We start from the raw sequence: 23,339 nt of genomic DNA on the forward strand, positions 1-23,339 counted from the left end.
GATGCGAGTCATCGTCACCATCCAGCACCCTGGACACGTCCACTTCTTCAAGCACGCCATCCAGGAGCTGGAGGCCCAGGGCCACGAGGTCCACGTCTTCGCCCGCCGGATGGGCGTGAACCTGGAACTGCTCGACGCCTACGGTATCGACTACGAGGTCCTCGCCGACGAATCGGAGGGACTCACGTCGCTCGCGTTCGTGCAGGCGACGTACGAGGCGAAGCTGCTCGCCCGCGCCCGGAAGATAGACCCGGACGTCATCACCGCCATCGGGGGCGTCGCGGCGTCGCACGTCGCGAAGCTCGTCGGCGCGCGCAGCGTCGTCTTCTACGACACCGAGCACGCAAAACTCATCACGTCGCTCGCGTACCCGTTCGCGGACCAGCTCTGTCTGCCGGACTGCTACGACGGCGACCCGGGCGGGACACAGCGACGCTACCCCGGGTACCACGAACTGGCGTACCTCCACCCGGACCGGTTCGAACCCGACCCGTCGGTCCTCGACGAGGTGGGGCTCGACCCGGACGACACGTTCGTCGTCGGCCGGTTCAACGGCTGGGGAGCCTCACACGACCTCGGCGAGGGCGGGTTCGACAACGTCACCGAGGTGTTCGACCGGCTGGAGGCGACCGGCGCGAAAGTGCTGTTCACCTCCGAGAAACCGCTCCCCGCTCACCTGGAGGACCGCCGGATGACGGTCCCGCCCGAGCGCATGCACGACCTGCTGTACTACGCCGACCTCTTCGTGGGCGAGGGTGCGACGACCGCGGCCGAGAGCGCGGTCCTCGGAACCCCTGCCGTGTACGTGAACACGCTCACCATGGGCTACACGCAGGAGCTCGAACGGGAGTACGGCCTGCTCTACAACTTCGACACCAAGAACCGCCACAGCGAGGCGCTTCGCAAGGCGGAGTACATCCTCGAAGAGTACCAGCCCGCGCGCTGGCAGCGTCGTCGCCAGAACCTGCTCGCGGACAAGGTGGACGCGACCGACGTGATCGTGAACCAGGTGACCTCGCGCGAACCTGCCCCGGTCACGGCATGAAGGTCCTCCAGCTCATCACCTCGACGCGGACGTTCTTCGAGACGCAGGTCGAGACGCTGGAAGACCGTGGTATCGAGTGTACGACCCTGGCGGTCCCGGGGACGTACTCGGCGGACGAGCCGCGGTCGGTCTCGGACTACCTCAAGTACGCCCCGAAGGTGGTCCGGGAGTCCATCGACGACTACGACGTGGTCCACGCGAACTACGGACTGGTCGGGCCGTACGCGCTCGCCCAGCCGCGGCGGCCGGTCGTGCTCACGCTCTGGGGCACGGACCTCATGAGCGACATGACGTGGCTGCGGGCCCTGAGCCAGTACAGCGCACGCCTCGCCGACGAGGTCGTGCTGCCGAGCCGGGCCATGGCACCCCAGCTTCCCACCGACTACACCCACGTCCCGTTCGGGGTCGACACCGACCAGTTCCGGCCCATCCCACGGGCCGAGGCGCGCAAGCACGTGGGCTGGGACCAGGACGAGACGGTCGCACTGTTCCCGTACGATACCAGCCGGGCGGAGAAGGACTTCGACCGGGCCCGCCGCGTGGTCGAGCGGGCGGACGCGGACGTGACCCTGCGGCCGCTCTCCGGCGTGGACTACGCCGAGATGCCGTACTACATGAACGCCAGCGACCTGCTGTTGCTCACGTCGACCCGCGAGAGCGGGCCGATGACGGTGAAGGAGGCCGCGGCGTGCAACCTGCCGGTCGTCTCGACCGACGTCGGCTTCGTCCGTGACGTGGTCGGCGACGTCGAGCACTGCACCGTCTCGGACGCCGACCCGGACCTGACGGCGGCCGTCGAGGAGGTCGCGGCCACTGGTGCGCGCTCGGACGGCCGGCAGTCCGAGGAACTCGTGAGTCACGAGGAGATGGCCGACCGACTCGTCTCGGTGTACGAGTCAGCGCTCGCCTGAGGACCTTTTCTGTCGCAGGTGTCTGTCGCTCGACCAGGGGACCCTTTCTGTCGCAGGTGTCTGTCGCTCGACCAGGGAACCATCCCATCTCGGTTAGCGTACAATTAAGCGGCGTAAACGACCAACAACCGATAGACACGGCCGGGAGCGTCACCGCGTTTCATCTGTCACGCACCGGTACGGCACGACCATGTCGTCCCCTCTCTCGCCGACCCGCGACCGGCCGTGGGTGACTGCGACCCGCCAGGAATCGACCACCAGCCGACACGCCGGCCGCTTGCGACGAACACGGAGCACCCCGTCCGGGGGTGAGCCGCGGTGAACGTCAGAGACGCCTACATCACGACGAACCAGATCACGTCGCTCGCCATGGACGAGCTGCGCGACGACGGCGACCACGGGCTCTCGCCCGGCGAGAAGCTCGACCTCTGGCGCGACGGGTTCCAGAGCCAGGCGGCGACCCTCTACGACTTCGAGACGCACGGTCGGGACGCCTACCTCGACGACTACAGCCGCTACGTCCAGACCAAGCGGATCAACGGGCGCTGGAGCCTCGCGCTCGACAACAAGCTCCTGTTCCACCGACTGCTGGAGCCGTTCGACGAGCATCGCCCGGAGCTGTACGGGCTGGTTCGTGACGGGGAGTTCCATCACGTCACGGAGACGGAACCCGAACCGGCGACTGCCCGGTTCGGCCGCAGCGACGGCGGCACCGATCAGGTGGAGACCCGCGGCGTCGACGGCCGGAACGCCGGGTCGGTCGTCCTCGAACGACTCCGGCGCGAGGGGAACCTCGTCCTGAAGTGGACCTCGGGTGGCGGGGGGAACAACGTCCTCCTCTGTCAGGCGATGGAAGAAGGGGTCCGCGTCGACGGCGACCCCGTCAGCCAACAGTCGTTCGAGCGACGCGTCGACTCGCTCTCGGAGTACCTCGTCACCGAACTCGTCGGGATGGACGACTACGCCTACACGCTCTATCCCGACTCGCCGAACACCATCCGGGCGCTGACGATGTACGACCGGCAGGCCGGCGAGCCGTTCCTCGCGACCGCCGTCCACCGCATCGGGACCGACGAGTCCGCCCCCGTCGACAACTGGTCGGCGGGCGGGCTCTCCGCGCAGATCGACCCCGACACCGGCCAGTTGAGTCCCGCAGCCCGGGCCCCGAAGTTCGGCTGGGATGGCCGTCGGGAGGTCCACCCCGACACCGAGACACAGATCGCCGGCGTCACCGTCCCCGGCTGGGACGACATCCACGACGAGTTGCTGACGATGGCGGACGAACTCTCCTACATCCCCTACATCGCGTGGGACATCGTCGTCAGCGCGCCGGGCGAGTTCGCCGTCATCGAGGCGAACAACTACTCTGACGTGGACCTGTTGCAGGTCCACGAGCCGCTGCTGACCGACGAACGGGTCAGGCGGTTCTACGAGGCACACGGCGTCTGCTGACCGCGACGGACGGGAGAACGGTGCTGCTCAGACGGTCTCTGGCCGGGCGAGCCAGTGCGGGCCGGCGTGGTCGGTCCCGGTCGCCATCGCGGTCCAGTCGACGACGTCGGAGACCCGGAGCTTGTGACGCACCGGCAGTTCGTGGAGGTGTGACGCGTTCGGGAACAGGTGCTGGTCCATGTCGTGTTTCTCGAAGATGTCGTGGCGGTCCGGCCACGCCGACTCGAAGGAGGTGACCAGCGGCAGCTGTCGCCGCAGGAACCCCTCGACCTCGTTGAACACGACGGAGTCGTGGGGCCGGTCCGGGGGGCGGGTGTCGAGGATGTTCGAATCGAGCTGGCGACACGCGTCGAGGAACGTCTGCGTGTTGCGGTGTTCCGGGGGAGCCGAGAGGTGCCAGTCGATGAGCTCGGTGTCGAGGACGAAGAAGGACTCGAGGTAGTTGTCGAACAGGTGGCGTCGGAACGGGATGGACGGCTGGTTGCTGATGCCGGCGACGTCGATGACGTTCTGGATGTCGTCGGCGCGGTCGGCGACCTTCTCGACCTCGCGCTGGACGGCGTCGCGGACGAAGCGATGCGGGTCGTCGACGATGCCGGCGTGTTCGGCCAGGTCGTCGGAGCCAGCCTCCACGTAGCCGAACTTGTCGAGCAGGGCCTCGACCGGGTCGGGGTCCGGGTCGAGACGCGGGAGCGGGAGCCGTTTCCCGAACCCGTGGACGTAGTCCTGTTTCAGGAAGTGGCCGGTGAGGAAGGTGTCACACAGCAGGCCGTGGTACATCGTATCCACCTCGATCTCGTCGTCGTAGCCCGCGTGATGGATGTGGAGCGACTCCTTGACCCCCTGGGTGTACTGGACCTTCTCGTCGGTCGGTTCGAGGTAGCGCCGGGACGGCTCGAAGGCGACGTGCTCCGTGTCGTACTGGGCCGCGAGGGCACGCGCCCCCTGGGTCTCCTGTGCCTGTGGGTGGCCGACGGTGTAGGCGACCTCGATGTCGGGAATCTGGGAGAGCAGGAGCCGGGAGTCGTACCCGGCAGAGAGCATCATCCCCTTGGTTCCGGGGTAGTGCGACCGGCGTTCCATCGCCCGTTCGAGCCGGTCGGCGAGTTCGTCGACGTAATCGAACTCCTCTGGGTCGTGGACGAACCGGTCGAGTGCTTCGACGTCCGTCGCGGTGACGTACGAGTCCACGGGGGCTCGCTGGAGGCCTTCGAGGGCGGTCTTCTCGCCGAGGGTCACCCCGAGGTGGAGGAACTCACCGATGGCCTGTCGGTTCCGGGTCGGGTCGACCATGGTCTGGGCGACCGCCGTCGCGTCGGTCCCGAACACCCGCGTCCCGGGGTCGTCGGTGTAGTAACAGGCCCACGACCGGACGGGGTCGGTCGCGACGATGGCCTCGTCGTCGTGCTCGACGACGGCGAGGTACGACCCGTTGAGGTCGCGGAGCGCGTCGACGCCGCGGTCGGCGTACGCTTCGAGGAGCCACGACGCGGCCGGCTGTGACCGCCCATCGGGGGTGAAGGCCTCGCCCCAGACGGCACAGATTCCGTCCGCCGTGTCGGCGACCGAGGTGCGGTTCGGGATGCCGAGGCCGGGGCTTCTGACCCCGACGGTCACGCCCTCGCCGTCGAGTATCGCGTCGAACCGCCGGTCGCCGGTGTTCGCGTCGAACTCGTCGCGGTCACCGAAGACGCCGAACAGCTCCTTGTCGTTCGAGTACGAGACGGTGCGTTCCGTGGGCTGGTCCATCGAACGGACCGGTTCGCCGTGGCCGAACATGGTGGGATTGGGTTCACGCACTGTCGGTGCCTCGCGTCAGTGTGTAGCCGAGCGTCACGGCCAGCACCAGCGTCAGGGCGATGGCGACGCTCCGCTTGCGGCGGTTCAGGCCACGGGCCGCCGACGCGAGCACTCCGGGAACCTCGTGGCCGTCGACGGACGCCCGCCGGAGGTGGCGCAGGCTGCCGACCGGGCGGCCCTCCGCGAGGAAGTGCTTCGCGACGAAGAGGTTGCGCTGGCCGCGGATGTCGCGCCCGTCGGCCTCGATAGCGGCGACCTCCTCGTCGTACTTCGAGAGGAGCTCCTCGTTCGCGTCGCGGTAGGTTTCGGCGGAGGGACTCCCGGTGTCGTGGCGGATCATCAGGGGCTCGGCGACGTGTGCGAGCTTGCCCGCCTTCACGACCCGGAGGGCGAACTCGGTGTCCTGGAACCGGTCGAGGTCCTCGTCGAAGCCGCCGACGTCGCGGGCGACGGCCGTCTCGACGAGCAGCGTCGAGCCGGCCCCCGTGTGGAGGTTGTCCGCGAGGATCTCGCGGACCATGTCGTCGGCCCCGCCCTCGGTGGGGTAGTCCCGGTCGAACCGGTCGAGGAGGGCCGCGACCGTTCGCTTCCAGCTCTCGCCGGACTCGTCGAGGTCGTACTCCCAGTCGCAGTATGCGGCGACCCAGTCGTCGGACTCGGCGTCGAGCCTGTCGAGCTGGCGCTCGAGTTTCTCGGGTTTCCACTCGTCGTCCGAGTCGAGGAGGGCGACGTACTCCCCGTCGGCGTTCGCCAGCCCGGTGTTCCGGGCGGCGTTCCCACCCCGGTTCGTGTCGTGGCGGAACGTTCGGAGCCGGGAGTCGTCGTACTCGTCCAGCACAGCCTGTGTGTCGTCGGTCGACGCGTCGTCGACGACCAGACACTCCAGGTCGGACATCGTCTGTGCGAGGACGCTATCGATGGCCCGCCGGACGGTGTCGGCTCGGTTGTACGTGGGGATGATGACGCTGACTTTCGGCATTCACTCGCCCTTCGTAACGGGGGCTGTTTGTTATCGACCGGTTAAGCCAGCGGGACGTTCTCGCCGGTCCGTCCCGCCCCCGTGGCAGTTCAGTCGTCCTCCGCGACGGTGTGCTCGATGAGCTGGCTTAGGGCACTCCGAAGGCGCTGTGAGACGCCGGAGGTGGAGATACCGAGCAGGTCGGCGAGTTGCTGCTGGGAGATGCGCCGGGGCACGTCGAAGTACCCGGTGTCGAACGCGGTCCGGAGCGTGGTCAGCTGGGTCTCGGTCAGGCCGAGGAACGCGTCCTCGGCGAACGTATCGGTGTAGAGCCGGCGGATGGAGAAGTGGACGTCCTCGTCGTCACAGAAGTCCCGGAAGCGCAAGAGCGCCTCCCGGTTCGGAATCTCGAGCCGGACGAGCCAGCCGCCGTCGCTGCTCTTGGCGTCGACGACCCGGATGTCGAGCTTGGCCGTCGCGGGGGTTATCGGCTGGGTGTCGGGGAGGAGCCGCACCCGGTACACCCGGTAGGTGTCCTTCTCGGAGACGAGTGTCGGGTCCGCGACGGTGTGGTCCTCGACCAGCGCCGCCTCGAAGTCGTCGTACGCGTCGCCGGTCACGGTGAAGAAGAATATCTTGACCTCGCTGTCGAGGACCGTCTGGTACTCCGGCCTGATGGTCACCCCGGGGACCGTGGCGATGCAGTGGCTCAACAGGAGGTCCGGGTTGACCAGGTGCACCTCGGCGATGAGGGGCGAGGAGTCGGTCTCGACCAGTCGTGGGACCGCTTCGGCGTCCTCCTCGGCCAGGTCGACGATGAACGGGCTCTCGCGCCATTCCCACGCCGGCTCTTCGGCGGTGTCCTCAGAGCTCATGGGTCACTCCCGTGGCGCTCACGTCGGTTCGTCCCCGTCATCCGTCGAACAACTCGTCCATGACCGTCGCCTGTCCGGCGCGGATCTGTTTGCTGACCGTGGACTGGGAGCCACCCGCGAGGTCGGCGAGGTCGGCACTGCTGGTCTCGCGTGGCCAGTCGAAGTAGCCGGCCTCGTGGGCGAGCCGGAGGAGGTCGAGTTCGCGGTCCGAGAGCCGACGTTCGACGTCGGAGCGGGCCCCCTCGGCGGTTCGAACCGAGTCCGCGGTCCGGCGACGGGTCAGCAGTTCGACGTCGTCGCCACCCACGTCGAGCGAGGACAGGAGGTCGTCGACGTCGGTTTCGGCCGGCACCTCGACCGTGAACTGGACGGCATCGTCCCGGTCTTCCAGCCGGTGGACGCTCCCGTCCGCGGCAGCGACGGTCGCCAGTATCGGGTCCTCCACGACGAGGTGACACACTTCGGCCTCTCTGCCGATCCAGCTGAACGACGCCACGTCGGGGTCGTCAGCGAGGATGCGCTCGAAGGCGTCGACGTGCTCGTCGGGGACGTCGAAGAACGCGCGAGCCCTCTGCTGTGTGGCGAACAGGGACTCCAGCTCGAGGGCGGGCGGGAGCTCCCGGACCAGCCGCGGGAGGAGGGTCGTCGCGGACCTGGACAGGCAGTCGAGTCGCAGGCGGTGGTCGGTCAGCGGGCGCTCCCGGCCCACCATCGCGTCGATGGCGTACGCCGCGGTCGTCGCGAGTTCGCGGACGAGCGTGCCCACGACGCCGTCGAACGTGTCGGCGTCGGTCCCGAAGACGGTCACCACGCCGTACGCCATGCCGTCGAACGTCAGGGGAACGCTGAGGACGGAACCGTGGCCGCACTCCCGGGCGGCGGTCCGCCACGCGGCGTCCGCGTCGGCGGCAGCCTCGTCGAGGCCGGCGATCTCGGTGACGGTCCCGGAGGCGGCGGTCCGGGCGGCCGGTGTACCGGTCGCGGTCTCCTCGTCGAACCCGTCGATGGAGACCGTCTCGATGTACTCGCTGTCGCCGGCCCACGACCGGGGCGCGATGGTGTCGGTCCGCGTCTCGGTCTCGCCGACCCACGCGAGGGTCACGTCGTCGAACCCGTTCAGCCGTTCGCAGAGGGTCTGTTCGACGGCCTCCCGGGACTCGGTCCGGACGAGCTCGTGCTCGATGGACCGTACCCTGTCGGCGAGGTCTGTCAGGCCGTCGGCGTGACCGAGACGCCCCGCGGGTGGGCTCGACTCGGTCGACGGCGGGTCGGTGTGCCAGCCGAACGCGAGCTCCCCCAGCGAAGCCACCAGTCGCGCCGTCTCGATGGTCCGCACGTCGAACCCCTGCTCGGTCGCGACGAGGACACCGATACCGCAGGCCGGGACGACTACGCTCCGGCCGTCGCCGTCCTCGTCGGTGAACCCGTCGTCGGGGTCGCGGATGAGCGTCTCCTCCGTCAGGTAGGCCCTGGCGACGGCGGACCCCTCGCCGAGCGCGTACGAGGACGGCGGCTTCCCGGTCCGTGGTCCACTGGAGAAGGCGGTCAACTGGAGCGTCTCCGTCCGCTGGTCGTGGAGGTACAGTTCGACGGTCGCCTCTCCCAGCAGGTCGGTCGCGGTCTCGACGAGTCGGCGACTCACCTCGAGCGGCGTCCCGCCGTTCAACACGTCGCCGACGCTGCCCGCGGCGACGTGCTCGGGTGCCTGCCTGGTGGCGGAGCTGAAGCGGTGGGTCGCGTCCTCTTCGATGGCCCCGCGGAGCCGGGAGGCGAACACCTCGTACCCGGTCACGTCGTGCCAGGCCACGTCGGTCGCGCCGTGCGACAGCGCCTCCTCGACGGTCAACGGCCCTTCCTCGTCGAGGACGGCGTAGAGTAGCGTGTCGTCGAACTCCGAAGAGAGCGTCTCGATGGCCGCGCCCGGCCGCGTCCCGCCGCTCTCGGCGTCGACGACGATGCAGTCGACGTCGAAGGCCACGTCGGACCAGTCCGACCCCGGGTCGACCGACGGGTGGGTCAGCAGGGTCGGGTCGTCGAAGTTCTCGGTGAGCGTCTGCAGCGCTGGTTCGAGGCGACCCTCGCTCCCGACGAGCAGGAAACACGGCGTGCTCGACCGGGACCTGACGGCGGCGTCCCGGCTCACGGTCGGGTCACCCCGGTTACGGACCCGGTGTCGAGGTCGGCACAGGTGAAGCTTGTAGCGCCCATATCGGTCGGTGGTTGGAGAGAAACTGTCCTTATTATCCGCCGGATATGGCGGTTTACCCGTCCGATAAACGGTCGGTGTCGGCCGTCGCGGCGGCAGAACCGGGCGTCGAGTCGAGGGCGTCGGTGCGAGAACTCAGAGGTACCCCTTCGCGGTCTTGACCGCGTAGGAGAGCACCGGTTTGCCCTTCGGGAGCGTGTAGAGGTCACCGAGTTCGTCCGGTTCGCGGGGGTCGTCGCCCCAGAGGAGTTTGCGCGTCGCCCGCGCGAGCATCGGCTCGGAGGTGGTGTAGAGTCGGCGTCGCACGTCGCGCCAGGTGTCCGCGTCGTCGATGTCGACCTCCTCGTACGCGAATATCTCGCCCGCGTCCAGCTCGTCGGTGATGCGCTGGACGGTGATTCCCGCGGACGGCTCGTCGTGGACGAACTCCCAGAACCCGGCGGGCTGCCCGCGGTACTCGGTGAGGTCGCCGTGGTGGTAGCTGAGGACGCCCTTCGTGGGCGCGGTCAGCGCGTCGCCGACGAGGATGCCGAACCCGAACCGGATGGCGACGTCGAGCGGTTCGAGGTCGGCGACGGCACTTTCGGGGAGTTCCTGGCCGAACCCGGGGGTGTCCACCGGTTCGCAGTACGTCCGCTTCGCGTCGGTCAGCGCCGGAATCTCCTCGATGGGGATGGACTCCGCGAAGTACGGGTCCGACCGGAGCGAGATGGCGGCGGCGAACGGTGCCCACTCGCGGAGGTCGACGAGGCGCTGGACCGTGTCGACGGGACCGCGCTCGGTCGTGCTGTCGTCGATGACGAGTCGGCTGATGGTCGCGTTCGTCTCCACCTCCACGAGCTGGAGCGCGCGAGCCATCCAGCGCGGGACCGTCTCGCCGCTCAGCAAGACGCCGGCGCGGGGCTGCTCAGACGACGACATGGGCCCGTCGTTCCGCTCTGACGCGGTCGTTCAGTTCGGCCATCGTCAGGACCTCCAGGTCCGTCTGTGCCTCCAGTGCCGCGAGGTCGGTGAGGAAGTCCCGCAATGCGAGAAACTGCGCCTCGTTCGAGAGGTCGTACAGGTGCGCCCACAGGTGGACCGGCGTGTCCGTCTCCAGCGCCTGCTCGGCGGTCTGTCGGAGGTAGCGGCGGTGGAGCTGCTGGCGCTTGGCGGTGTCGAACGGGAGGTACTTGAACGCGGGGTGGGTGTCCCGGCGACCCGAGGGCAACAGCGCCGAGGTCAGCGATGGGTACTCCGTGCAGTAGGTGACGACGACGTCGTCCTCGATGGTGACGGGGGGCGAGAACTCCGGGTGCGGTCCCGTGACGAGCCGCTTGTACTTCCGTGGCTTCGAGACGCCATCGCTGCGGTGCATCCGGATGATCTCGATGCCGGCGTCGCGGAGCACGTGTGTCGGCGGCTGCTCGTGCTTCGGCGGGACGAACGAGACGGTCCGCTCGCCCAGGACGTGCTCGTGGACCTGCTGTGCCTCCTCCAGGTCCCAGCGGATTGCCTCGTCGCTCGCCTCGTCACAGGAGACGTGGGAGTAGGAGTGGGTGCAGATCTCGTGGTCGGTTTCGGCGTCGCGGATGTCCGCGACCAGGTCCGGGGCGTAGAACAGCGGGTCCGTCTGCCAGTCCGTCCCGGGGTCCTCGTCGAACCAGCCGTCCTCGTGGGGGCTGCGGTGTTCGCCACTGCAGGCGGCGTGGAACAGGTGTCCGACGACGTCGAAGCTGAAGGGGATGTCGACGTCGTCGCAGTGTGAGAGCAGGCGACGGAGGTAGCGTGACTCGCACTGGCGGTCCTCGCTGATGCGCTCGTACTCGTCGATGTCGTGGACGCCCCAGCCGAGTTCGACTTCGAGGCTCAGGGTGACGGTGCTCATCGCCAGCTCACCCGGCCGTGTCGATTCGTGTTGGTCATCACTCGCTCCTTGGCGTCCCCGTGGTTTCGTTATCAGCCGCGTAGCCTGGCTTACTCTGCCCATAATAATCCCCGCACGTGGCTTCGGATTGCAACGAACCACATGAACTGGGAGTCACTCCTGACCATCGCCGTCGCGCTGTGCTGTGTCTTCGCCATCAGCACGGCGGCGACGTCGCTGGAGTCGTCGGTGACGACGGACCCGGACGAGGTCATCGACCTCGACGAGACCGGGATTCCCATCGGCACCGACAGCGCAGTGAGCCTCAAGTCGCAGGTACAGTCTGAAGGGACACCGGACACGTCGTCGTCGTCCGCGGAGCCGGGTGACGGACAGGTCGAGGAGTCGTCCGCGGAACCCGGCGACGGGGACCAGACGACCGCCGGCAGTGGCGACGGCGAGAGCACCGGGGCGGACAGCGGGGCCGGCGACCGGTCCGGTGGGTCCTCCTCGGCCGACCAGGGCCAGGACACCGGTCTGGGAGCCGGTGAGGAGCAGGCGGGTGGCCCCGGGACGCCACCCCCGAGTCTGCTCGACAAGCTGCTCGCGTTGCTGGCGGCACTGCTCGACCTGCTCCGGGCGCTCGTCCCGGCGATAGTCGCGCTCGGACTGGTCGCCCTCGGGATTCGACACCGCGACCGGCTCGGTGCCGTGCTCCGCGAGCGGCTGGAACGCTGGGGCCTCATCGACCCGGTGGCCGACGAGGAGCCGAGCGAGCCACCGACCCGGCCCGACCCGACGAACCAGGTCTCCGAGGCCTGGTACGAGTTCGTCGAAGCGCTCGGGCTGGGTGACGCCCGGGCCTGTGCACCTCGAGAATGCGCCGACGCCGCCCGGGACGAGGGGGTCGACGAGGAGACCATCGCGGCGCTCACCGAACCGTTCGAGGAGGTCCGCTACGGCGAGGAGCCGGTGACGGAGGACCGCCGCCGCCGGGCCACGGACGGGCTGGAGCGCTTCCGTGCACGCCACGGCGGCCAGCACACCGGGGGCGACCGATGAACCGGCGTCGGCTGCTCGCCGGCGTGCTGGGCGTGCTGGCACTGGTCGCCGGAATCACCGCACTCGGGACCGACCTCGGCGCACCCGTCGCGGACGCCCTGCTCGAACTGCTCGGGAACGACTACCTCGTCGCGACCGCGGTCGCCGCGCTTGGGTTCCTCCTCGCCATCCCGGTGTTGCTCTCGGCACGGGCGAGCACGCTCGACCAGGCGTCGATGCCGACCCCGGAGCGGTCGCTCGCGATGCCAGCGCCGGGGACGCGGTTCGACGAGACGCTCGAGGACCGGTTCCTCGTGGTCCCCTACGTCCCAGCTGACCGGCGCGAAGCGGTTCGCGAGGAACTCCGCGGGACCGCCGTCGACGTGGTCGCACACACGTCGGGGGCGAGCCGCCACGAGGCGGCCGAACAGGTCGACGATGGGTCGTGGACCGACGACGAGACGGTCGCCGACTTCCTCGCGATGGAGCGCGACGGGTCGCCCGACAGCGCCCTCACGGCCCGGCTGCGAGCCCTCGCGCGCGGTGACTCCCTCTTCCAGTCCCGCGCCAGACGGACCGCCCGGACCATCGTCGACCACGCCGACACCGGGGGACGGTCGCGATGAGCCGGACCCGGACCACCCGTCGGTGGCGCGGCGTCGTCTCCATCTCGCTCGTGGCGATGACGATAGGCGTCGTCGCGAACCGCCCCGACGTGCTCCTGGTGTCGCTCCTCGGCGTCGTCTACGCGGCGTACCCGCGACTCACGTCCCCACCAGAGCCATCCCTCGCCATCGAGCGGGCCCTGAGCGACGAGGACCCGGACCACGGCGACCCGGTCGAGGTGACCGTCACGGTCACCAACACCGGGGACCGGCCACTGCCGGACCTCCGGCTGGTCGACGGCGTCCCGGAGATGCTGACCGTGACCGACGGGATGGCCCGGCACGGTGCGAGCCTGCGTGCGGGCGGGTCGACGACGTTCTCCTACACCGTCGAAGCCAAGCGCGGGACATACCCCTTCGACCCCGCGACGGTCGTCTCGCGCGACCTCAGCGGCGAACACGAGGTCGAGACGACGGTCGCCGCCTCGACCGAGATCGACTGTACGCAGGGAATCGAGGGCGTGACCGCCCGGTCGCAGACGCTCGCGCGGAGCGGGCAGGTCGTCTCCGACACCGGTGGCAGCGGCGTCGAGTTCCATCGCACCCGGGAGTACCAGCGCGGCGACCCCCTGAACCGCATCGACTGGAACCGGTACGCCCGGACGGGCGACCTCTCGACGACCGAGTTCCGGACCGAGCAGGCCGCGAGCGTCGTCTGTCTGGTCGACGCTCGCCCCGCCGCGTACCGGGCGCGTCCCGACCATCCCCACGCGGTCGCACTGTGTACGTCCGCGGCCGAACAGATCGTGGGGGCGTTCGCCGCCGACCGCAACCAGGTCGGCGTCGCCGCCTTCTACGACGACCTCGTCTGGCACCCGGTCGGGATGGGTCCGACCCACCGCGCCAGCATCCAGCGGCTGCTGACGACTCACGAGGCGTTCTCCTCGAAGGAACCCGACGAGACCCCAGATACGACCGAACTCCTTGCGGACCTGCGCCACCGGCTCACCGAGCGCACCCAGGTCGTGTTGCTCTCGCCGCTGTGTGACGACGACATCGTCGAGACGGCACGGCGACTCGAGGAGTACGGCCACGCGGTCACCGTCGTCACGCCCGACGTGACCGGTGACGAGACGGTCGGGCAACGACTCGCGAGCGTCCAGCGGGCGGCGCGGATCCGGACCCTCCGCGGTGCCGGCATCCCGACCAGCGAGTGGCGGAGCGACGAACCACTCGAGGCCGCGCTGGCGACACAGGGCGCACGCGCGCACTCCCGGGGTGTTCCAGCGTGAGCACGGACACGACGACCGCGCCGCCGACACCCGTCTCGGTGACCTACCGCCCGACGATGCTGAGTACGGTCGTCGCGGTGGTCGCCGCGCTCGCCAGCCTCTCGTTGCTCGGCGTGGCCCGCGACTCGACGATGCTCCTCGGCGCTGCGGGCGTTGGGCTGTTCACCCTCGGGCTCTGGGTCGCCTGGCGCTGGACGCGACTCCTCGGCTTCGTCGTCTCCAGCCTCGGTGTCCCTCTCGTCGGGGCTGCAATCGTGTTCGCGTGGACGGGCGTCGGCCGGGCGACCGTATTCGCCACCGTCGCCCCCGCACTCCTCGGGGCACTCCTCGTCGCCATCGGGCTGGCACCCGGCCGGGGCAAGCGCACCCGGACGCTCCTCAAGCTCGGGAGCGGGTTCGTCTTCCTCGCCGTGCTGGTCGCGGGCGTCACCAAGCAGGCGTCGTTCGATTCACTGCTGGTCGCCGGGGTCGCCGCGGTCGTCGCCTGGGACGCGGGCGAGACCGCAGTCAACGTCGGCGAGCAGCTCGGCCAGGAACCGACGACGTGGCCGGTCGAGTCCGTCCACCTGTTCGGGACGCTCGTCGTCGGGGCCATCACGGTCGGTCTCGGCCGCGTCGCACAGGGGCTCGGCACCCCCGGCCTGCCACTCACGCAGTTCGCGTTCCTGCTGGTCGCGGTCGTGGTGCTGACCGCGGCGCTGCACGAGTGAGGACCTGGGAGGACCCGGGGAGGACTCGGTGAGAACCCGGCGAAGACCGTTCGAAACGAGACGAAGAAGCAGACTCAGGGTCGCGCAGACGGTGCTGGCTCACGGTTCACCCGCGGCACCGGCACCTCGTCGAGCACATCTTCGACGACCGCGCGTTTCGTCACGTCGTTCACCCGCGCGTCCGGCGTGAGCACGAGCCGGTGGTCGAGCACCGGATGGGCGACGTCCTTCACGTCGTCCGGTATCACGTAGGACCGACCCGAGAGCGCCGCCCACGAGCGGGCCATCTCGTACAGCCGGACCGCCCCGCGCGGCGAGACGCCGACGGTCACCCGGCGGTCCTCCCGCGTCGCCTCGACGACCTCCGTGATGTAGCGGGCGAGGTCCTCGGTGACGTCGACGCGCTCCGGCACCGCCTGCATCGCCTGGAGGTCCTCGGTAGCGACGGCCTGCTGGGCCTGTGGCTGCTGTTCGTCGCGTTCCCCCCGGCGCATGAGCATCTCGACGCCGCCCTCGGTCTCGGGGTAGCCGAGACTCGTCTTCACGAGGAAGCGGTCCTGCTGTGCCTCCGGGAGCGGGAACGTCCCCTCGCCCTGTTCGACGGGGTTCTGCGTCGCGATGACGAAGAACGGGTCCGGCAGCTGCCACGTCTCCCCGTCGACGGTCACCTGTTTCTCCTCCATCGCCTCCAGCAGCGCCGCCTGCGTCTTCGGCGACGCGCGGTTGATCTCGTCGGCGAGGACGATGTTCGCGAACAGCGGCCCCTCGTTGAAATCGAAGTCGCCCGTCCGCTCGTTGTACACGTAGGTTCCGGTCACGTCCGCCGGCAGGAGGTCGGGCGTGAACTGGACGCGAGAGAACGAGAGCCCGAGCGCGGCGGCGAAACTCCGCGCAGTCAGCGTCTTTCCGGTCCCCGGCACGTCCTCGAGAAGGACGTGGCCGCGCGAGACGATGCCGGTGAGAATCGTTTCGAGAACGGTCCGGTCGGCGATGACGGCACGCGACACCTCCGCGAGCACGTCCTCTGCGAGACGGCCTGTTTCGTCGACGTTCATACCCGCCGGTTGCCCGCGACCCCTTCTTATTATGCGACGCCTATGGCGGTCGCGGGAGCGTCGGTGAACCGTCCCACGACCAGGCCGAGCTGGTTAGCACCGAGATAAGCCTCGTTCCTGGGCGCGGTGAGGCCGGTCGTGACAGGAACGCCTCGTCGGTGGGCGGCGCGAGCGCGAGAACGGGCGAGGCTCAGTCGGTGATCCGTACCTCGCTGTCGACCCGGTAGACGTAGCCACGCATCTCCAGCAGTTCGAGCGCGTCGACGGCGTCGGCCCGTGTGAACCCTTCGTCGACGAGCGCCTCGCGGGCGTCGGCCTCGTCGATTCCGGACTGGTCGTCCGGGATGACCTCGGAGAGGATGTCGAGCGAGTCCTCGGCGTACGGGGGGATCGGCGTCTCCTCACCTTCCATGGGCGCAGTTCTTGCTGACGTGTTCCGTCCGCGTACACATAGAGGTACTGCTGGATGCAGCGTCTGTCCCGGTATTCGACTGGCGGTCGAGTGCAGCACGTCGATGAGAGCGTGGTCGACGGGTCATCGTCCACCACCGACCACCGGCACCACGACCGTCACCGCCGAAACCCCCTCGCGTGTCGTGACGGTAAGGTCGACCGCGACCGCGAGCACCGTGGTCTCGCCAGCCCGCTCCTGAACGACGACGCCGTCCGCTGCCTCGCAGTTTCCGAACTGTCGCCGTGGCCCGCGCGGACACTCCGAGGCGGCCCACGCCTGCGCGGTCGTCTGGTTGTACGCGACCTCGTAGGCGATGCCCTGGGCGACTTGCGAGGACTCGAGCGTCGCGAACCGGGGTTCCAGACTGCTTCGAACCTGTGCGACCGCGGCGTCGCGCGCTGCCCACGGCCGGCCGGTGGCGTCGCTGCCGGCCTCGTGAACCGCGCGTTCCAGGACGGCCACGCCGTCGTGGACCGGTGTCCCGGTCTCCCCGGTCGCGACCACGTCGGGATGCGCCCCGAGTTGCAGGTAGGCGAGCGCGAGCGGGAGCAGGGCGATGGCGAGTACGCCCGCGGCGGCGAGGACGAGCTGGCCTCGTCCGCCGTCGATTCCTGCCCTCCTCATACGTACCACACTCGGATCGTCACGTCGCCGTTGCCGGTGGGGACCGTCGCGACACCGACGGGCGTCCCGGCAGGTGGCCGGTACCCCACGGCTCCATGGGGTGTCTCGACCCGGTAGAGCAGATTCTCGGGGAGTATCCTGTCCACCCGGCGGTCGAGTGCGGCCTTCTCGCGGTCGAACGAGTCCGGGGAGGCCGCGACCTCCGCGAGACGGGTCGTGCCGTCGTGACGGGGTGGCTCGCCGGACAGCACGCTCGCGGTGTCGCCGGCGTAGGCGTCGAGTTGCGCCTGCCGGGTGTCCGCGTCGGCGAGGGGCAGGGCGAACATCGTCACGACGCCGAGGACGAGCAGGACGCCGATGCCGGCCTCGACCGCCGGCAAGGAGAGCTGGGCGCGCTGGTCACGCTGGCGGTGCCCGACCTCACGCATCGACGGTCACCACCAGCACGGCCTTCGTGGTCTGTGTCGGGTAGTACGTCACGTCGACGCTTCCGGTCGGCAGCGTCCCGGATGCGTCGAACGCCAGCGTCGTCGTCTCGAAGCGAGAGACGGGGACGGTGACCGTCCCGCGAATCCCGGCCGGGTCGTGGAGGACCACGCGCCCGTTCGCACGGACCGTCGTGACCGACACTCCGGTTGGGGGCGTAACCTGGAGCGTCACGTCGTCGGTCCGGCGCGGGAGCGTCACCGACCCGTCCGCGGTGAGGTTCGGGGTCAGTGTCGCGGTGGTCTCGCGTTCGACGAGCACGATTCGGCGCATGGTGGTCCCGCCGGTCACGTCGCCGGTCTCGACGAGCGTGCGGTCGCCGAGGCGGATGCGTACGTCGTGGCCGTCGGCGACGGGGAACTGGCGGCCGAGCGTGGCCGGATCCAGTGCATCGAGAGCGGTCGCGTCGAGGACGTTCGCCCGGGCGGAGACCGGGCCATCGGCGGCGACCAGCCGGTCCGACAGCGAGACCGCGACCCGGCGTTCGCCGGCCTCGCGGTCCGCACCCGAGAGCGCGCTATCGGCGACGACGAGCGCCACGCCGAGGACCGCGGTGAGTGCGAGGAGGCCCACGGCGAGCGCGACGAGGTTCGCCTGCGCGCGCTCGCTCACGAGCCGCATCAGCGCTCACCTCCTTCGAGTCGCACGATGACCCCATCGGAATCGGGGTCCTGTGCGACGACCAGGACGGCTGGCGTCGAACTCGACCAGTTCCCTTCGACGCTGGTCACGTGTTCCGGGAGCGCCAGCACGGCCTCGCTCGTGACGCGGTGGTCCGGGTGCACCAGGACGAGTCGGTTCCCCTCGGTTCGAATCTCGTACGGGTCGCCGCGAATCGTCCGGGGCAGGTCGACGGTTCGCCTGACGGCCACGTGGGACGCGTTCGGCGGAACCGCCGCTTCCACGCGCTGGGCCGTCGCCGAGAGCGTCCGGTCGGCGACCTCGTCGCCGGTCGCCGCCCGGTAGTCCGGGACGATACCTGCATAGAGCGTCGTCGTGAGCAAGCCGAGGTAGAGCAGGACGACGCTGGTCTCCATCACCTTCCCGACGACGGGCGAGAGACCGCGGTCGGTTCCACGGTCACCGGTGCCGACGAGCACGTCCCTCATTCGCCCACCTCCAGCGAGAGGTCGTGGACCACGAGATACACCGTTCGTTCGCCGGGGAACGTCGCAACGACGCTCTCGGTCCCGTCGCCGTCGAGGTCGCGGCTCGTCACCGTCGCGCCGAGGTCCTCGAAGTAGTCGCGCCAGGCCGCGGGCGTGGTCGTCTCGACAGCCAGCCGGTACTCGTCGGCGCGGAGTTGCCGGCGGTCGTGCGAGACGTTCGTCCGGAGGGAGACGGGGTGGCCGGCGAGGCTCATCGCGGCCGACTCGTCGAGCGTCGCGACGCCGACGACGAGTACGTCGCCGCCGGCGCTCGCGACGACCGGTGGGTCACGCGCCATGCGCGCACCCGGGCCGTCGCCGCGGACGATGGCACCCGCCAGGAAGGCGACGCGGTGGCTGCCGGACTCGTACACCAGGGCGTCCGCCTCGACGGTTGCCACGGTCGCGGAGTCGTTCAGCAGCCGGACAGTTCGAGGAACGGTTCGGAGGGTCCCGTCGGTGGCCTGGATGCGGCCGACGTGGCTCCCGGTCACCTCGACCGGTCTGAGCGCGCTGTCGAGTCCATCGCTGACGCGGCTGGCGTCCGCGGCGGCCGCCCCGTTCTCAACTGCCAGCCCGATACTCGCGGTCAGCGCGCCGAGGGCAAGGACGGTGATGCCTAGTAAGAGGGCGACGCCGATGACGGAGGACATGGCTCGCGAGGAGCGCGTCGTTCCGTTCATACCATCCCCACCCCCCGGAAGACGACGTGGGCGACGAGCACCAGCGAGCCGGAGTGCAACAGCGCGTCGTACCAGCCGCGGTTCGCCATCCCGGCGAACCAGCCGCTGGCGAGCATCGTCGCCTGGGTGACGACGTAGAACCGGAAGTGCTCGCGGTCGACCTGGACCGCGTTCGGGTCGAGGGCGAAGCCCGTCCCGGGCGTCGAGACCGCCGAGAGCTGGGCGAAGCTGTCCAGCACGTAGGTGTTGACGGCGATCATGATGCCGACGATGAGGAGGGCGACGGTCCAGCCGACCGCGACGTACACCAACATCGCGTTCTGTAACGCCTTCTTCTCGTGGTAGAGGCGGCCGACCTCGGTCTGGAGCGTGTCGAAGACGGTCTCGACGTCGCTGCCGGCGTCGAGCGCGCCCGTCACGAGGCCCATGGTCTGTTCGGCCAGCGGCGTGCCCACCCGGTCGACGAACCGCGCCAGCGCCTGCGCCCGGAGGTCCCCGGTTCGCGTCGTGAGCGTGGCGTTGAACGCGAGGTCTGCCACGTCGGCGTCGAGCGCACCGAGGTCCACGTCCCGGGCGACCAGCGAGACGGCCTCCGCGAAGGGTCGCCCGAGGGCGATGTGGCCCGAGATGGCGTGGACGAAGTCCTTGATCTCTCGGTCCTTGGCGTCGTCGACGCCGGCACGGCGCATCGCGACCGCCCCGACGGGAACCGCGTAGGCGACGTAGCCGAGGAGGATGGCCGAGACGGGACGCTCGCCCAATACGAAGACGACGAGGACGAACAGCAGGGCCGGGAGCGCCCACACGACTGCGGCACTGGCGGGATTCGTGGTGGCGGTCGCGAGTGTCTGGAGAACGCCGGAGGGCCGCCGGTAGCTCGGGACGCCGTTCGGGGGCCGGAGGTGGCCGACAAGACTGGCCGCGCACCAGCCCACGACGAGAACGAACAGGGCCGAACCGTAGACGATGAGCTGGCGCGCGGTCACCGGCCCGACGGGCGTGGGTGTCGGCTGGTTCAGTCCCGGCGTCAGCACGCTCATCACGGTCAGGACGATGACGAGCAGCGCGGGCAGGACGAGCAGGACGATGAACAGCTCGGCGAGCAGTTCGAGGAAGCCCTCGGCGCGGTCGCGGTCCCGGGTCTGGCGGTGGCCGAGCATCCGCGCCTCCATCTGGAGGTAGCTGGTCAGCTCCGCGGCCCCCTGGTCGGCGTGCTCGCGGAACTTCAGCAGGAACGGGGCCAGGGCGTCGCGCGAGGGCGTGTCGCGGGCGACGATTCGCAACCCGGCGTCGAGACTGCCTGTCAGCGCCGCCTTGTTCAGGACCGTCCGGGCGGCGACTGCCGTCTCGCCGTAGGCCTCCCGGTTGTCGGCGACCTTGCGGAGCATGTCGCGCTGGTCGTCGCTGCCGGTCGAGAGCGCCCGAAGGTATCGGACTGCACCCGGCAGGGTCCGGTCGATGTCGGTCCGGCGGGCCGCGGCGACCCACTTGAGGTATCGACCGCCGAACAGGCGGGTCACCCACTTGCCACCGCCACCGAGGACGAGGGCGACCGCCAGCGCGTGCGCGAGTGGCGGGAGCGACGGGACGGTTCCGGGCGCGAGTACCGGAACCCCTGCGGCGAGGAAGTCGACGACCGTCGTCATGACGCGGTCGCCGAGGGCCAGCGTCAGCCAGCCGCCGAACGCGGCACACGCGAGGCCGACCAGCCACGACCCGGCGTACACCCGGGAGACGTACAGGTCGAACGGCACGTCGATGGCCGTCGCCCGGTACCGTTTCCGGTCGGCATCGTGGCGTCGCCGGTCGGCGTGGCGCGAGAACAGCGCGTAACAGAGCCGGTCGAGGAGTCCGTCGCGCTCGCCAGCGAGGACGGGCGTGTTCCCGTCACCGGTGGCCGTGTTCGAGAGGGTCGACCGACTCACGCCTCCCTCCGGGCGCGGATTCGCTCGACCGTCGCGGCCTCGTCCGTCTGGAGGTCACAGAGGAACCCGAACAGCTCGTCGAAGTCGTCGATGCCCGCCTGGACGAGATACTGGACGTAGCGGTGTTTCCGGTGGAACTCGTCCTCCACGTCGGTGACGGGGCGGTCGGTTCGCTCGGCCAGCGCGTCGAACGTGCAGATGTCGGTCCGTGCGGTCGCCGCGTCGTGCAGGTCGGGGTGGTCGTAGCCGAACTCGAAGCCGCCCTCGACCGTGCGCTCGAACACGCTGTTCCAGTACACCGCGGTCCCCGTCTTCTCGACGACGCCACAGCGACCGTGGCAGTCCTCGTACTGCTCCTTCGTGACGAACTCGATGGCCTCACCGACGTAGCGGTCGCCGTCGACGTGCTTCGGGAAGACGACGAGGTCGAGTTCCCGGAGGAGGTAGGGCGGGAGCCCCTGCTCGACGACGCGGTTGACCAGCTTCTCGACGCTCTGGGCGTGGACGGTCCCAAGCAGGCCGTGGCCGGTCGCGAGGCTCTCGGCGAAAGTGGCGAAGGAGGCGGGCGTGTTGATCTCCGCGATGACCTCCACGTCCGGATTCAGGTAGTTCGCCTCGGTCATCAGGTCGGCCATGGTGACTGCCTTGAACTCGTCCTCGTGGTCGCGCGTGGTCAGCGAGACGCCCGTCTCGTGTGGGAGTCTGACCTCGCGCGACCCTTCGTCGATGCTGATGGGGCGGTCGTCGTAGGCGACGAACGGCATGTGGGCGTTCATCAGCGTCGTCTTCCCCACGCCGGTCGGGCCGGCGAACAGCACGATGCCGTGGTGTTCGTACAGCATCCAGAGCAGGGTGACGAGGTCGACGGTCATCGACCCACCCGCCACGAGGTCGATAGGCGTCAGGGCGTCGGGTGCCTGCTTGCGGATGGAGATGTGCGGCCCGTCCTCGGAGATGACCGGGAGCGCGACCGCACACCGGATGGTCACGTCTTCGTCGACCTCTCTCGGTCGCAGGTTCACCTTCGCGGACGGGTTCGACGCGTTGAGTTCGACGCCGTCGGCGGCCGCGAGCTGCGTGACGACGTTCACGAACGCGGACTCCTCCTCGAAGACGAGGTTCGTCGGGACCCGCCCGTCGTGGCCGAGGTCGGTCCGCGGGACGACCTTCACGCGCTCGCCGACCCGGTTCGCCTCGATGTCCTCCAGGTGTGGGTCCCGGACCGGAATCGTCAGTTGTCCCTGGCCGACGTAGTCACGCATCACGTAGTAGACGAGGTCGGCCAGGCGGGCCTCGTCGTACCGCCCGTCCACCGGCGGGACGCCGACCCCGGCATCCGCGAGGGCGTCTCGCACCCGGTGGCTGGTCGCGTCGAGCCAGGCCGTGGCGTTCGCCGCCGTGAGCTGCCGCGAGAGGAAGCGCTCGGCCTGCGCACGGACCACGGTCGCGCTGTCCTCGACGACCTCAGAGACGTTGGTCTCCCAGATGCGGTCCTTGCAGTCCTCGATGAGGGACTCGTCGCCCGGGAGAAGGCCGGGTTCGAGAACGGCGTACTTCGTCGCGAAGACATCCGACCCGATGAGGTTCTCGCGGTAGAGCACCACGGGAATCTCGAAACCTCTGAACGAGACCGTGTGGGTCGCGAGGCGCTCGCTCGCGAACCGGTCGAGGTGTTCCACGGTCGACGGCAGGTCGGTCGTCGCCGGCGCGTAGTCGGTCGTGTGGACCGCGAGTCGCTCGCCACTCGGGTCGGCGACCTCGATACGGTCGTCCATCGCCAGCGGGGTGAGGTTACCGAGACAGCCCACGTCCCGGCGAGCGTGGTAGCGCAGTCGGCGCTCGGTCTGTGCGGTCCCGGTCAGCAGGTGGTCGAGGACCCGTTCGTACTTCTCGCGGAAGCCGGTCCGCATCCGGGCGGCGGTTCCCTCACGGGTTCGGGGAAGACGGAGGTTCGCGCCGTCGAAGTGGGCCCGAATCCGGTCGAGTGCCGCCTCGTCCGCCCCGGACAGCGATGGCTCGCGAACGCCGTACCGGAAGCCAGCGTCGGTCTCGCGAATCGTCGCGACGGTCTCTGGGCCGAGCGAGTACTGGGCGCGAACGTCGGGGGCGTACCAGGCGTCGGCGTCCCCCGGCGGAATCGGCGGGGGGACGGTCCCACTGTCGTCGTGCGACGCCGACCCACCCGACTGGTCGGGTAGTTCGAGCGTCGGCGCGTCGGTCATG

At 69.5% G+C, this 23,339-nt stretch carries 22 protein-coding genes; 7 read left to right on the top strand and 15 right to left on the bottom strand.

What is annotated here, in order from left to right:
• Position 1: 1 nt before the first annotated feature.
• The 3 genes from N6C22_RS06565 (at position 2) to N6C22_RS06575 (ending at position 3,408) form a co-directional block, all read left to right on the top strand.
• Positions 2-1,045, top strand: a complete 1,044-nt coding sequence (locus N6C22_RS06565; protein ID WP_261650294.1) for a DUF354 domain-containing protein — start codon at positions 2-4, stop codon at positions 1,043-1,045.
• Positions 1,042-1,956 (top strand): glycosyltransferase, encoded by a 915-nt coding sequence (locus N6C22_RS06570; RefSeq protein ID WP_261650295.1) that lies wholly within the window; start codon positions 1,042-1,044, stop codon positions 1,954-1,956. The genes N6C22_RS06565 and N6C22_RS06570 overlap by 4 nt, the downstream gene beginning before the upstream one ends.
• Before the next feature lie 318 nt (positions 1,957-2,274).
• The gene (locus N6C22_RS06575; protein ID WP_261650296.1) at positions 2,275-3,408 is read left to right on the top strand and encodes a sugar-transfer associated ATP-grasp domain-containing protein; all 1,134 of its coding nucleotides are present in this window, start codon (positions 2,275-2,277) and stop codon (positions 3,406-3,408) included.
• Between the two features lie 27 nt (positions 3,409-3,435).
• Here the strand turns inward: N6C22_RS06575 and N6C22_RS06580 are convergent, their stop codons facing one another.
• From N6C22_RS06580 to N6C22_RS06605, 6 genes are all read right to left on the bottom strand, one after another.
• Positions 3,436-5,157 carry a hypothetical protein gene (locus N6C22_RS06580; RefSeq protein WP_261650297.1) on the bottom strand — a complete coding sequence of 574 codons (1,722 nt, stop codon included), beginning with the start codon at positions 5,155-5,157 and terminating at the stop codon, positions 3,436-3,438.
• A gap of 43 nt (positions 5,158-5,200) precedes the next feature.
• Positions 5,201-6,187, bottom strand: coding sequence for a glycosyltransferase family 2 protein (locus tag N6C22_RS06585; RefSeq protein WP_261650298.1), 987 nt, complete (start codon positions 6,185-6,187; stop codon positions 5,201-5,203).
• Between the two features lie 89 nt (positions 6,188-6,276).
• The gene (locus N6C22_RS06590; protein ID WP_261650299.1) at positions 6,277-7,041 is read right to left on the bottom strand and encodes a helix-turn-helix domain-containing protein; all 765 of its coding nucleotides are present in this window, start codon (positions 7,039-7,041) and stop codon (positions 6,277-6,279) included.
• Between the two features lie 37 nt (positions 7,042-7,078).
• Positions 7,079-9,184, bottom strand: a complete 2,106-nt coding sequence (locus tag N6C22_RS06595) for a GAF domain-containing protein (protein WP_261650300.1) — start codon at positions 9,182-9,184, stop codon at positions 7,079-7,081.
• Positions 9,185-9,382: 198 nt separating this feature from the next.
• Positions 9,383-10,168 (bottom strand): formyltransferase family protein, encoded by a 786-nt coding sequence (locus N6C22_RS06600; protein WP_261650301.1) that lies wholly within the window; start codon positions 10,166-10,168, stop codon positions 9,383-9,385.
• Positions 10,155-11,114, bottom strand: coding sequence for a polysaccharide deacetylase family protein (locus tag N6C22_RS06605; RefSeq protein WP_261650302.1), 960 nt, complete (start codon positions 11,112-11,114; stop codon positions 10,155-10,157). Before N6C22_RS06605 ends, N6C22_RS06600 begins: the two co-directional genes overlap by 14 nt.
• A 141-nt stretch (positions 11,115-11,255) precedes the next feature.
• Between N6C22_RS06605 and N6C22_RS06610 the strand changes: the two genes are divergently transcribed.
• Genes N6C22_RS06610 through N6C22_RS06625 form a run of 4 tightly spaced genes read left to right on the top strand, consistent with a single transcriptional unit; the run spans position 11,256 to position 14,741 of the window.
• Complete coding sequence (locus N6C22_RS06610; protein WP_261650303.1) at positions 11,256-12,155, top strand: DUF4129 domain-containing protein; 900 nt, start codon at positions 11,256-11,258, stop codon at positions 12,153-12,155.
• Complete coding sequence (locus N6C22_RS06615) at positions 12,152-12,760, top strand: hypothetical protein (protein WP_261650304.1); 609 nt, start codon at positions 12,152-12,154, stop codon at positions 12,758-12,760. The genes N6C22_RS06610 and N6C22_RS06615 overlap by 4 nt, the downstream gene beginning before the upstream one ends.
• Positions 12,757-14,031, top strand: coding sequence for a DUF58 domain-containing protein (locus N6C22_RS06620; RefSeq protein ID WP_261650305.1), 1,275 nt, complete (start codon positions 12,757-12,759; stop codon positions 14,029-14,031). The genes N6C22_RS06615 and N6C22_RS06620 overlap by 4 nt, the downstream gene beginning before the upstream one ends.
• Positions 14,028-14,741, top strand: a complete 714-nt coding sequence (locus N6C22_RS06625; RefSeq protein WP_261650306.1) for a hypothetical protein — start codon at positions 14,028-14,030, stop codon at positions 14,739-14,741. Before N6C22_RS06620 ends, N6C22_RS06625 begins: the two co-directional genes overlap by 4 nt.
• A gap of 74 nt (positions 14,742-14,815) precedes the next feature.
• Here the strand turns inward: N6C22_RS06625 and N6C22_RS06630 are convergent, their stop codons facing one another.
• From N6C22_RS06630 to N6C22_RS06670, 9 genes are all read right to left on the bottom strand, one after another.
• Positions 14,816-15,796, bottom strand: coding sequence for a MoxR family ATPase (locus N6C22_RS06630; protein ID WP_261650307.1), 981 nt, complete (start codon positions 15,794-15,796; stop codon positions 14,816-14,818).
• A 190-nt stretch (positions 15,797-15,986) separates the two neighbouring features.
• Positions 15,987-16,208: a hypothetical protein gene (locus tag N6C22_RS06635; RefSeq protein WP_261650308.1), complete on the bottom strand. Its 222-nt coding sequence runs from the start codon at positions 16,206-16,208 to the stop codon at positions 15,987-15,989.
• A gap of 123 nt (positions 16,209-16,331) precedes the next feature.
• Positions 16,332-16,874: a hypothetical protein gene (locus tag N6C22_RS06640; RefSeq protein ID WP_261650309.1), complete on the bottom strand. Its 543-nt coding sequence runs from the start codon at positions 16,872-16,874 to the stop codon at positions 16,332-16,334.
• Positions 16,871-17,302 carry a hypothetical protein gene (locus N6C22_RS06645; RefSeq protein WP_261650310.1) on the bottom strand — a complete coding sequence of 144 codons (432 nt, stop codon included), beginning with the start codon at positions 17,300-17,302 and terminating at the stop codon, positions 16,871-16,873. Before N6C22_RS06645 ends, N6C22_RS06640 begins: the two co-directional genes overlap by 4 nt.
• Positions 17,295-17,981 (bottom strand): hypothetical protein, encoded by a 687-nt coding sequence (locus N6C22_RS06650; protein WP_261650311.1) that lies wholly within the window; start codon positions 17,979-17,981, stop codon positions 17,295-17,297. The genes N6C22_RS06645 and N6C22_RS06650 overlap by 8 nt, the downstream gene beginning before the upstream one ends.
• Positions 17,981-18,469 carry a hypothetical protein gene (locus N6C22_RS06655; RefSeq protein WP_261650312.1) on the bottom strand — a complete coding sequence of 163 codons (489 nt, stop codon included), beginning with the start codon at positions 18,467-18,469 and terminating at the stop codon, positions 17,981-17,983. The genes N6C22_RS06650 and N6C22_RS06655 overlap by 1 nt, the downstream gene beginning before the upstream one ends.
• A complete protein-coding gene (locus tag N6C22_RS06660) occupies positions 18,466-19,191 on the bottom strand; it encodes a hypothetical protein (protein ID WP_261650313.1) in 726 nt (241 codons plus the stop codon). The genes N6C22_RS06655 and N6C22_RS06660 overlap by 4 nt, the downstream gene beginning before the upstream one ends.
• Positions 19,188-21,017, bottom strand: coding sequence for a type II secretion system F family protein (locus N6C22_RS06665; protein ID WP_303647685.1), 1,830 nt, complete (start codon positions 21,015-21,017; stop codon positions 19,188-19,190). The genes N6C22_RS06660 and N6C22_RS06665 overlap by 4 nt, the downstream gene beginning before the upstream one ends.
• A gap of 95 nt (positions 21,018-21,112) precedes the next feature.
• Complete coding sequence (locus N6C22_RS06670) at positions 21,113-23,338, bottom strand: type II/IV secretion system ATPase subunit (RefSeq protein ID WP_261650315.1); 2,226 nt, start codon at positions 23,336-23,338, stop codon at positions 21,113-21,115.
• Position 23,339: the final 1 nt, after the last annotated feature.

Origin of the sequence: Haloarchaeobius sp. HME9146 (genome assembly GCF_025399835.1) — an archaeon.
Taxonomy (GTDB): Archaea; Halobacteriota; Halobacteria; order Halobacteriales; family Natrialbaceae; genus Haloarchaeobius.

What these genes read in the sequence shown, in the direction of transcription:
- N6C22_RS06590 (WP_261650299.1), bottom strand. Translation starts at nt 7,041, where the DNA reads ATGAGCTCTGAGGACACCGCCGAAGAGCCGGCGTGGGAATGGCGCGAG.
- N6C22_RS06610 (WP_261650303.1), top strand. Translation starts at nt 11,256, where the DNA reads ATGAACTGGGAGTCACTCCTGACCATCGCCGTCGCGCTGTGCTGTGTC.
- N6C22_RS06620 (WP_261650305.1), top strand. Translation starts at nt 12,757, where the DNA reads ATGAGCCGGACCCGGACCACCCGTCGGTGGCGCGGCGTCGTCTCCATC.
- N6C22_RS06580 (WP_261650297.1), bottom strand. Translation starts at nt 5,157, where the DNA reads ATGGACCAGCCCACGGAACGCACCGTCTCGTACTCGAACGACAAGGAG.
- N6C22_RS06615 (WP_261650304.1), top strand. Translation starts at nt 12,152, where the DNA reads ATGAACCGGCGTCGGCTGCTCGCCGGCGTGCTGGGCGTGCTGGCACTG.
- N6C22_RS06565 (WP_261650294.1), top strand. Translation starts at nt 2, where the DNA reads ATGCGAGTCATCGTCACCATCCAGCACCCTGGACACGTCCACTTCTTC.
- N6C22_RS06570 (WP_261650295.1), top strand. Translation starts at nt 1,042, where the DNA reads ATGAAGGTCCTCCAGCTCATCACCTCGACGCGGACGTTCTTCGAGACG.
- N6C22_RS06585 (WP_261650298.1), bottom strand. Translation starts at nt 6,187, where the DNA reads ATGCCGAAAGTCAGCGTCATCATCCCCACGTACAACCGAGCCGACACC.
- N6C22_RS06605 (WP_261650302.1), bottom strand. Translation starts at nt 11,114, where the DNA reads ATGAGCACCGTCACCCTGAGCCTCGAAGTCGAACTCGGCTGGGGCGTC.
- N6C22_RS06635 (WP_261650308.1), bottom strand. Translation starts at nt 16,208, where the DNA reads ATGGAAGGTGAGGAGACGCCGATCCCCCCGTACGCCGAGGACTCGCTC.
- N6C22_RS06600 (WP_261650301.1), bottom strand. Translation starts at nt 10,168, where the DNA reads ATGTCGTCGTCTGAGCAGCCCCGCGCCGGCGTCTTGCTGAGCGGCGAG.
- N6C22_RS06630 (WP_261650307.1), bottom strand. Translation starts at nt 15,796, where the DNA reads ATGAACGTCGACGAAACAGGCCGTCTCGCAGAGGACGTGCTCGCGGAG.
- N6C22_RS06650 (WP_261650311.1), bottom strand. Translation starts at nt 17,981, where the DNA reads ATGCGGCTCGTGAGCGAGCGCGCGCAGGCGAACCTCGTCGCGCTCGCC.
- N6C22_RS06640 (WP_261650309.1), bottom strand. Translation starts at nt 16,874, where the DNA reads ATGAGGAGGGCAGGAATCGACGGCGGACGAGGCCAGCTCGTCCTCGCC.
- N6C22_RS06670 (WP_261650315.1), bottom strand. Translation starts at nt 23,338, where the DNA reads ATGACCGACGCGCCGACGCTCGAACTACCCGACCAGTCGGGTGGGTCG.
- N6C22_RS06660 (WP_261650313.1), bottom strand. Translation starts at nt 19,191, where the DNA reads ATGAACGGAACGACGCGCTCCTCGCGAGCCATGTCCTCCGTCATCGGC.
- N6C22_RS06655 (WP_261650312.1), bottom strand. Translation starts at nt 18,469, where the DNA reads ATGAGGGACGTGCTCGTCGGCACCGGTGACCGTGGAACCGACCGCGGT.
- N6C22_RS06645 (WP_261650310.1), bottom strand. Translation starts at nt 17,302, where the DNA reads ATGCGTGAGGTCGGGCACCGCCAGCGTGACCAGCGCGCCCAGCTCTCC.